Below are 10,428 nucleotides of genomic sequence, written 5' to 3'. Positions count from 1 at the left end.
ACTCGGTAGCGATAGCTAAGAGGGTACACCCGTTCCCATACCGAACACGGAAGTTAAGCTCTTACACGTCGATGATACTTGGCGGGAGACTGCCCGGGAAAGTAGATAGCTGCCGAGTTTTTTAATACACATATAGAATGTGTTTTCTTGTGGTAAACGAAAAGGAAAGAAACACATTTTTATGATAGAGGGATATTGGACATCCTGAAGAAGAGAATATCCCTTTTAATAGATGTTGGGATATAGCCAAGTTGGTAAGGCACCAGATTCTGACTCTGGCATTTCGTAGGTTCGAGTCCTGCTATCCCAGCCATATGGGCCATTAGCTCAGTCGGTAGAGCACTTGACTTTTAATCAAGTTGTCCGGCGTTCGAATCGCCGATGGCTCACCACAAACAAAAACCCTGCAACCGCTAAGGTTGTAGGGTTTTTGTTTTACTAATTTTTCTATTCAGACACCAAACTGACAGGACTTTTTCGTCGACACAAGAAATATAAGACAAGACAATTACAGCCTTGTCTTATTTCATGAAGTTATGTACAGGGAACCGGAATACTGACTTTGTCATTGAGAATTTGTTCATAGGTATCTACATGCAGACTTTGGGCTTTCCGGAGCCATTCCGTCCATACGGTCTCCGGATTTTCGCCGGACACTACATAACGCACAAAGATTTTTGAAAATTCTTTATCCAAATCAGACTGGATTTGATTGAACTCTTCTAAATTTTCTGGAGGAACGCGGGTTCTGTAGTAGTTGGGCAATAGAAGATCATTTTCAACCACAAATTTTTGTGCCTCCTCTGTTTTTGGAGTATATTGAAAATAAGCGCAGCGGGGATCAAAACGAATCGTTGTTCCTGCTATGAAAAGTCCATATTTTTTCTCCAGATTTTTAATATTCAGTTCCGCTTTGATATCAAAGCCCAAATATTCCACACTCATATCATCCCTGAAGCGAAAGGACTCTCCCTCTACGCCAAGCGTGGCAAGCTCTGCACCTTTTTCACTGATCAGAAAGTCCATGAGCTTTAGAGAGAGCTCTTTGTTTTTATTATTGGAAACGAGATAGCTGTAAGAACTATTAATACGGTCCATAGAACGGTATCGCCGTTCCGGGCCAATGGGGTAGCCAACGGTCATCTCATATTCCGGGTTGGATTTCTGCATATCGTCATTAAACATATCCATCCGGTCAACCCAATCCAGAGTGACAAAAGAGCTTTCCTCAGTTGTCATCTGGGCTGTCCAGTCGGATGGTGTGTTGGTCAGAAAATTTTTGTCCAGCAGCTGCTCCTGATAAAGTTTTCGCAGAAAGTTCATCATATCCCGCATGGGCTCGCTGGTTTTTCCATATTGCCATTTCAGAGTGTCCCAGTTGTAATAAAAGTTTGTATCCCGGAGACCCCATTGCGCTCCTAAGTAATTCGTTAACTCCATCTGGAGCTTCGCCGACATGGGGTAAGACGCCGGATATATCTCTTTCAGCCGCTTGAGATTCTGATAAAATTCTTCTGTATTTGTCCATGGCTTTATCCCGTTTTTTTCAAAAATGTCCTTCCGATACATGAAACAATGGTTGATTTTTCTGGCATAGCCGTATGCTTTGATTTGATACAGATGGCCGTCATACTGCTGATATTCCGTAAACATTCGGGTATTTTCCGGGGTGTCCGCATATAGCTTCTTGAAATTAGGCATAATGTCCAGATACTCGTCGATGGGGACCAAAGTATTATTTTTTGCGAGTTCATAAATATCAAAGTCGTCTAGAAAGCACTGTGAAATGTCGGGAAGCTGTTTACTGGCTATCATAGATTGAAGTTTGGGCTTTATGTTTGCAAGATTTACAGAAATTAGCTCTATATTCAAGCCTGTGATTTCGCGAAGCCGGTTCATAAACATCGTATCATTCAAATTGGTATTTGTCGATTCGGTCAGCATGGTAATCTTGGTATTCTTCCGATCAATGGGCATTGTCAGCCCATTTAATTCTTTATTCAGTTCTTTGTAATCGAAGCCTTGCTGCTGTATACAACCGGCTAATGCAAGGACACCGCTCAAAATAAACGGTAAGAATTTCTTTTTCATTCTGTCATTCTCCTAAGTAAGATTTATCACACCACGGCAACAGGGAAAGTAAAATACCGCCGCCATATTATGTTTCAAGTATTCTCCGAAGCACTTGGCATTTTTAATGCTTTAGAGCTTCGTGAGGTTATTATAACAGAAGAAAAAGGATTTGGAAAAGAAAAAATATCTTTCTGCACGATGAATTGAAGTGTTTATGGATTTTTTATAAAAGCAGCCCTCTTTTCATTTATAGATTAGAAAGATTCATTTGAAATGCGGAAAAATTTTAACTGCATATTTCACTCTAAAAAACGTTATCCGACGAGTAATGGAATGCGTTGGACTTTTGTTTCTATATCACTCCTTTCGCATGAGACGAGAATTACGAATTGAAAGCGCTCTTCCTATCGCTTTGGCACAGCAAATACTTCCTATTACTCCATAAAAGAATGTCTGGTCATTAAAATTGGATTAGAATTTATTGGAAGAACAGTGTGCATACTGTCATGCTGTCATTGCGTCATGGGAGCAATGAAGAAAAAGTATATTTTATCGTCTTGCTAAAATTGCATCCTGCTTCTGTAAGCGGTTGCGACAAGAGAGGGCGATGCTCCTGTTCTGCAATGCGGAAAGTTTTTATCTTGTTATAAAAAATCGCGACTTATAAAAAATCCATTTTCGTCGATCTTAGACAGGAGTGGCTTTTCAAGGATTTTAAAACAGGAAAAAGATAAATGATAAAAAATGAATTTTTATATTTGAATAGCAGGAAAAGGACCGCTATAATGAGAATATGAAGAAATGTAGGGAGGATGAAACTATGAAAAAAAGGTATTGCAGAGCCCTGAGTATAACCATTGTCGTTTTACTTGTCTTTTCCCTGGTTTCCTTTGCTTCAGAAATTGGAGAACCCGTTTTGCGGACCTCACAGATAAGTTTTCTGGATGCCGAAGGAACTGCACTGAGTCAATTGAAAGTCAATTCGAAGGTCACTGCCCGGCTGACTGCCAAGGGGACTGCGGGGAAAGATGTGAAAGCATCGTTCATTCTTGCGTATTATGAGTACGGTTTTTTAAAAAGTCTGAAATCTTATGACAGCAGTGTTTCTCAAAGTGAAGAGATCACGATGGAGGTTTCGGTGACAACAGGAAGCAAGCCGGAAAGAGGAAAGCTGAAGGCTTTTTTGTGGGAAAGCTATGAGGGAAGTACCATTCTTTCCAAAAGTGCGGAATTCGGTTCGAAGAATGCAAATGTTTCCGATATTCTGCTTAACGGGATCCCTTTGAAGGGTTTTTCACCGGAAATTTCTGAATATAAAGTAATCCTGCCGGCTTCCAGTTTGGATTATCCGGATATTCAGGCGGTCACTGGGGATCTGGCAGCTGATGTGCAGATTATAAAGCAGGAATTTCCGTCCGAAGTGGAAATTAAAGTTGTCTCCAGTGACAAATCAGCCTATAAAAGCTATCGGATACAGTTTTCTAGACAGGATGCTGCTGTGAGTAATGTCATTATGCACTATACATCCGGTACAACGGATCTCACTGTTTCTGCTGTGAGTAACAACGCGCAAAATCCAGAGTTTGTGAATCCGGTACCGAATGGTATAACGGAGGGCGCTCTGCATTTCGGAGCCAGCAATCTGAAAAGTTTTACCCGCTGTGTATACGACAGGGATACTTATCTTATAAATCTTCCAGAGTACCTTCTGGGGAGTACTGTGATAGCAGGAAGCCAGAATGAAACCAGAGATGCCCAGAAAAAGGCTCAGATTAAAGATATAAATAATAAGAAATTAATGACATTTGATTTAAATGCAACGGCAGATATTTATTATATGATGGTAGCAAAAGGAACGGAGAGCAGTTTGCTTTCCCATGCCCCATGGCTTGCCGAATATGGTTTTCAGTATGTTGAAAATCTTCCGAATTGGATAGAGGCGGCAATCGATGTGCCTAAAATTCGGGATGGAGCTGTCTTTAAAAAGACGGTGACTGTTGAGAATGGCGAAACACAGACGGTTACCCTTGGCGGAAATGACTATGCGTTTACCACGCCTATCGCTTTTGTTGTGTGGAAAACCAGGGAAGATGTCGCCCAGCTAAAAGATATTACTCTAGATGGCAGAACGCTTGACGGTTTTTCTCCCGATATCATGGAGTATGAATATATGCTCTCTGCTACGCAGCTGGACATCCCGGAAATTGAAGTCACACCGCTGGCAGAAGGAGCGCAGATCACTGTGATGAAAGATGAGGGGAATAAAAAGGCTATCATCAGAGTAACTTCCATCAACGGGAAAGAAACGAATGAGTATACCATTCAATTCCGCGATTTTCAGCCGTCTGTCAGCAATATAACCCTGTATGGGGAGGGCGGTGTTTCCAAGGACATCACCGAAGAAGGACGAAACCTGGATATTCGGGAGCCTGCTTTTATGACAGGTTCACCGGATGATAAGGGATACTATGAATTAAATGCGAAACAGAGTGACGGGAGTTATCATACCAATGTGAGCGCTTGCTCCAAAATGGTCTATGACAGGGGGACATACCTGATTGATATTCCTCAGCAGTGGATCGGCAGCACCATAATCGCTGGCAGTCAGGATGCGGCCAGCTCCTCCAAAGGCGGAGCATACCGGTCGTATTGTATCGACGGAAACAACAGCAAGGTGCTCAGCTTTACAATCGATAACAGCGCGCATATCTATTATATCTACCCCGGGAAACAGAACGATTTTTTAAGAGTGAAATGGGCGGAAAAAGAGGGGTATGAGATGACTGATATCGTGTCCGGATGGGTAGAGGGAGGCAATGCAGGCGCGGTTCCGCACGCGGACAGAATGACTGTATTTCAGAAAACCATAAAGGTGGAAAAAGGCGGAACAAAAACGGTCAACATCGGCGGTGCGGAAGGCACGTTTACCTCTCCGATTGCAGTAATTGAATGGTTCTATCCGGAAAAGGAAGCGGAGTTAAAAGAGATAAAGATAAATGGAGCACCTTTTGAAGATTTTCATACAGACATTTTAAATTACACACAGCCTTTCCCGGCAGGAACATCCGGAATGCCGGACGTCACAGCGGTTCCAACTGTGGAAGGAGCATCGGTACAGGTATCAGCAGATAATAACACAACCGTGATTACGGTGACATCAGCGGATGGAACCGTATCAAAAACTTACCGGATTACCTTTGCTGTAATCCCCACGGTGTCCAATATCTATATGCATTACGGTACACAGGAAGCTCCCAATGACGTAGACATCAAAGCCAATGCTCTGACCGATTTGCGGAATCCCGTGTTTCAAGCTGGAAAACCGGAGGATACTGGTTATTACGAGTTTGCCAATGTGGAGAGCTCTACCAAATTGATTTATGACCGCAATACCTATCTGATGGAAATTCCGGACAGTCTGGTTGGCTGCCCGATGATTGCTGGCAGCCAGTCTGCTGCAAAGGATAAGGTATACGGACCGGTTATCAAAGATAAGAATAACGGCGGTATCCTGTCCTTTGATATTAACGCCAGTGCCAATATCTATTATATCCTTTATGCAACGTCACCGTCCTATACGAACATTCCTTGGGCGGAGACCGCCGGATTCGTGCCGACCGATATCAAGATGAAATGGGTAGAGGGGGCGAATCCGGGAGCCCAGCCGAAAACAAACTTGGTTGTTTACAAAAAAACAGTCAATGTGGAGGAAGGAAACATGCAGACAGTCCATATCGGAGGATGTGACGGAGCGTTTACTTCTCCGAGCATCGTGATAGAGTGGACTGATGCAAAATCCGTTGCAGAATTAAGCTTTATTTCCATGGACGGCCAGATATTCCAACAGTTTAGCCGGGATATAACAGAATATACAATTGAACTTCCAGAGGGCCAGACGGAACTCCCGGAGGTGACAGCGCAGGCATCTGAGGGGGGAGCTTCCGTAGAGGTACTGACAAACGGAAATGATGTGACAGTGCGGGTGACCTCCGAGAACGGGAGCAATTGGAAAGAATATATTCTGCACTTTGTCATCCAAAAACCGGTAACCCCTGAGGTCACGAATGTGACAATGCATTTTGGAAATGTGACGAAAGCCGTCACTGCAATTGATACCAATATTCAGGAACCGGTATTTGCTGATGATAAACTCAGCGGATCGGATCTCTACCGTTATACGAACCTGATAAGTAAAACAAAGCTGATTAGTGACCGGGAAACCTATTTGATTGATATCCCCCCAAATTTATTGGGGCAGACAATCATTTCGGGAAGTCAAACCGATGCCAAGTCAAATGCCGCTTATGTGAAGGATGGATCCAATGGCGGGCTAATGACGTTTGACATCAACTGCACGGCAAACATTTATTATTTCTTGTATGCAAACGCTCCTTCCTATGCAAATATAGCGTGGGCGGAAGCCGCCGGATTTATTCCGACCGATCTATCCGTTAAATGGGTGGAAGGTAAGGGCGCAGAGCCGATCGCTCCCAAAACAAATTTGGTTCTGTATAAAAAGACGGTGGAGGTGCCGAAAGGACAGAAAGTTACCGTTTCAATCGGGGGACAAAACGATTTGTTCACGTGCCCGTCGGTGATTATCGAGTGGATTCAATAGAAAGGACGGCGGTAAAGAGATGATGAAACAGAGATATATTGCGATTCTGCTTGCTGCTTGTTTGACAAGCACGGCGGCCCCCTTCGCGTCGGCGTCGGAGTCATCCGGCGAACAGACGAGTGCCGGATATGAAACCATAAGTCTTTCAAACGGGTTTCTTTCCGTTGAAGCGGAGGATCCGCGTATTGAGCGGAAAGATTCTTTTGAAATCGTACCGAACGCGTCATCCTTCGGCGGTGCGTATGTAATGTCCTCCAATGGATATGGAGTTTTCACCGATCCTTCCGAAGTGAAGGACTATGGACTGGGGTTCCACTTGACGGCGCCCGAAAAAGATGTGTATTCCGTGTGGCTTTATGCCCGCGCGGATTACTGGGCATCGGATGAGATTTATTACGCGACGAACAACGATATCTATGATGTGAAACTATTGTCTACAAAGAAACAATGGTATTGGATCCGACTGGCGAATATCAGTCTGGAGCAAGGAGACAACCTGTTTAAATTGGCATACAAGGAGGGCCTGTTTATGATAGACAAGGTGGTTATAACCAATAATCTCAGCTATAAACCGGAGGGAGAGGCCTCTGCAGCACCCGAAATAAGACCGGGCGAGGAGCAGCTGCTCTTCAATTTGCCCCCGGTAGCGCCGACGGTTGGTCAGCATCCGAGACTTTTGGTTACGGAGGAAGATTTGCCCAAAGTGCGTGAAAATTTGGAACATCCGGAGAATATTGAAATGTGGAAGTTCGTGCAGGAGATCGCCGCATTGGATACGGATGGAACGCTGGCGCCTACCGCGCCTTACCGGAACACCAACGAGCAGGATAAATATGTGGGCTGCGCCGAGGCAAACGCCTTTCTTTATCTTGTCAACGGCACGGAGGAAAACGGCAGAAAAGCCATCACGGTGGCAAAGAATTATCTGAAAACACTGAATATTAAAACCGGTGCGGACGATATCACTCGCCATACCGGATATGCGATCTATGTAGCGGCATGTGCCTATGACTGGTGCTATGATCTTCTTACAGAGGATGACAAAAAGGAATTTCGTGTCCAGATGCTGCGCCATGCGGAGCGGATGGAGATTAGCTGGCCTCCGACAGAACAGCATTTTGTGACGGGACATGGCTGTGAGGCGGAAACCTTCCGTGACGCGCTGTCTATGGGGATCGCGCTTTACGATGAGGATCCGGAGGTTTACAACCTGATTGCGGGGAGAATTTTTCAGGAGATGATAACCGCAAGAAATTATGCTTATGGAGCACAGCTGTTTACCGAGGGAACCGATTACGGTCCTTTCCGCTATCCCTATGAGGTGCTCAGCACGATCATGTTTGACAAGTTGGGGTTGAAGGAGGTATATACCCGGGATCAGCTTCATGTTCTCTATGGAACGATGTATGATCGGCTGCCGGATGGACGCTTTCTGAATACGGGTGACTGCTCCAGTTCATCTTCTATCGGATTTTACAACAATGCGTCGGACTCTTATTTTCTGGCGGGAAACTATTATAAGGATCCCTATATCCGCAAGCTGTTCTTTAAATCTAAGCCCAGTGCCCAAAATGTTGCGGTAGGAAGATACGGCGTGACGGCGCCGATGCACCTGATTCTCAACGATCCATCGGTTGGGGTAGCCGACGCGGACGGCCTGCCCCTGACAGCATACTTTGATGATCCTCTCGGAACGATGATAGCGAAAACCTCCTGGGAGGAGGGGAAATCTTCCAATGCGATGATGGTCAAAATGAATGCTGGTGCCAGAACTTTTTTAAACCATCAGCATCTGGACAGCGGACATTTTGATATTTATTACAAGGGAAAACTGGCTTTGGACTCCGGAATGTACAAAAGCGCCCCTTTTTCCATTGACGGAGTACCCGTTACCGCCTTGTCCTATGGGAGCAATCATGACAAAAACTATCACAAGCGCACCATTGCGCATAACTGTATGCTGGTATATGATCCCAATGAGATAATCAATTATAATAACAGCACTGTAAATGACGGCGGTCAGAAAGGCGGCGGGGGTGATATCCCCTATACTTACGAGGAGTTGATGCAGCCAGAATATCAGCAAGGCAAGGCAACCAATTATAATTTTGGACCGGATGCCTACAAACCGGCTTACAGCTATCTGAAAGGCGACTTGGCTTCTGCCTACACGGAGAAGGTGGAGGATTACGACCGGACTTTCCTGTTCTTAAATTTCTTTGACGAGGATTATCCGGGTGCTCTTATTGTGTTTGACAATATCAAGTCATCCGATTCCTCCTTCAAAAAGACCTGGTTGCTGCACTCTCAGGAGGAGCCTCAGATTGAGGGAAATACCACCACCGTCAAGCGAACCGAATGGGGTTATAACGGCAGAATGATCAATACGACGCTGCTTCCTTCCAATGCCGTACTCAGCAAGGTTGGCGGAGCGGGACATGAATTCGATGTGAACGGAGCAAACCAGCTTGCCGTACCGCCTACACAATGGCAGGATTCCGGGAAGTGGAGGCTGGAAGTGTCTCCGGGCAGCAGTGAACAGCAGGACTATTTTCTCAATGTCATACAGGTCAGTGAAAACAACGACGCCATCGCTCCGATGGAAGCGGAATTGATCCAGCAGGACGAGGACTATGTCGGCGTTAAAATCAAGGATCGTGCGGTCTTCTTGAGAAAACCGAAAATGAAGATGTACCGCGACTTTTCGGTAAAAGCGGAGGGCGAAGGCGATATCATGTATATTGTCAACGGCCTGAAAGCCGGGAGATGGAATGTGACAAAGGATGGCCAGATGGTTGCCAGCGATACCGTGACGGAGGAGAAGGACTCCATCTGTTTTACAGCACCGGCGGGAGAATATCAGCTTTCCTGGCAGTTTGAAGAAAACCTAAAGGAAAAGGATTTGAACTATATCAACAATATGAGGAAGGATGAATCAAATCCATACGATATAAAAATTGGTATTTATTTTGAAACCTTTCAGCATAAGCCCTTTGAAGAAGATAACATTTTGTTTTTGGATGCGGAAGAATACTTCGATAAACTGCAGTTTGACTATCAGACGGCCGGAGACAAAATATCCGTAACGGTCAAAAATGTGACCACGATTTTGGAAAAAAACAGTGATACAGCAAGAATTACAGATGCACAAGGGAAGCAGAAGGAGGTAAAACTGGAGGCTGCAGTTACGGAGAGAGACGGGCGGCTGTATATGCCGATCGAGCGGATAGCCTCCTCCATAAGCACAAAAGTGAGATGGGTTAATTATGCGAAGTGCGCGTTTATCGAAAAGGTAGGAATCCCCAGCGAGGAGGACAAATCCAGAATCTTTAATCCGCAGGATGATTCCAGGGTTAACATTGCTATGGTAACCTGGAGCAGTCAGAATGACAGTGAGGACGGCTTCTGTTCTGTGGACGGCAATCTGAATACATACTGGGCGGCCAGCGGGACAGACGAATGGATACAGCTTGAATTTGATCAGGTGAGCGACGTCTCCAAAGTAGAGTTATACTGGAACAGCGGGAACAAGCGCAAAGAACGTTTTGAGATGTTGGTGTCAATTGACGGGAAAGAGTGGACAAAAGTTTTTGACGGAGAATCGGATGGTGTAACGGACGGATTTGAAACCGTTATGCTGCCAAAGACAATGGAAGCAAAATACTTAAAGATTGTTGGGCACGGCAACAGTATCAACAACTGGAACTCCTTGAAGGAAATTTACATCTATAAATAGA

At 44.9% G+C, this 10,428-nt stretch carries 3 protein-coding genes, 2 tRNA genes and 1 rRNA gene; 5 read left to right on the top strand and 1 reads right to left on the bottom strand.

The window, feature by feature from the left end; genetic code table 11:
- The first annotated feature begins 1 nt into the window (after position 1).
- From rrf to KQI32_RS05605, 3 genes are all read left to right on the top strand, one after another.
- Positions 2-118, top strand: a 5S ribosomal RNA gene (gene rrf, locus KQI32_RS05615).
- A 118-nt stretch (positions 119-236) separates the two neighbouring features.
- Positions 237-313, top strand: a tRNA-Gln gene (locus KQI32_RS05610).
- A 3-nt stretch (positions 314-316) separates the two neighbouring features.
- Positions 317-392: transfer RNA gene (locus KQI32_RS05605), tRNA-Lys, on the top strand.
- Positions 393-534: 142 nt separating this feature from the next.
- On the opposite strand, the gene KQI32_RS05600 is transcribed toward KQI32_RS05605, so the two are convergent.
- Positions 535-2,091, bottom strand: a complete 1,557-nt coding sequence (locus KQI32_RS05600) for an extracellular solute-binding protein (RefSeq protein ID WP_216424260.1) — start codon at positions 2,089-2,091, stop codon at positions 535-537.
- An 802-nt stretch (positions 2,092-2,893) separates the two neighbouring features.
- Between KQI32_RS05600 and KQI32_RS05595 the strand changes: the two genes are divergently transcribed.
- Entirely contained in the window at positions 2,894-6,691 is a 3,798-nt protein-coding gene (locus KQI32_RS05595; RefSeq protein WP_216424259.1) for a cadherin-like beta sandwich domain-containing protein, read from the top strand.
- 19 nt (positions 6,692-6,710) lie between these two features.
- The gene (gene hepB, locus KQI32_RS05590; protein ID WP_216424258.1) at positions 6,711-10,427 is read left to right on the top strand and encodes a heparin/heparin-sulfate lyase HepB; all 3,717 of its coding nucleotides are present in this window, start codon (positions 6,711-6,713) and stop codon (positions 10,425-10,427) included.
- Position 10,428: the final 1 nt, after the last annotated feature.

Source organism: Acetivibrio sp. MSJd-27 (genome assembly GCF_018918095.1).
Classification (GTDB): Bacteria; Bacillota; Clostridia; order UMGS1840; family HGM11507; genus HGM11507.
The sequence above is the reverse complement of the archived record's forward strand: the minus strand, read 5'-3'. Positions and strand labels throughout refer to the sequence as shown.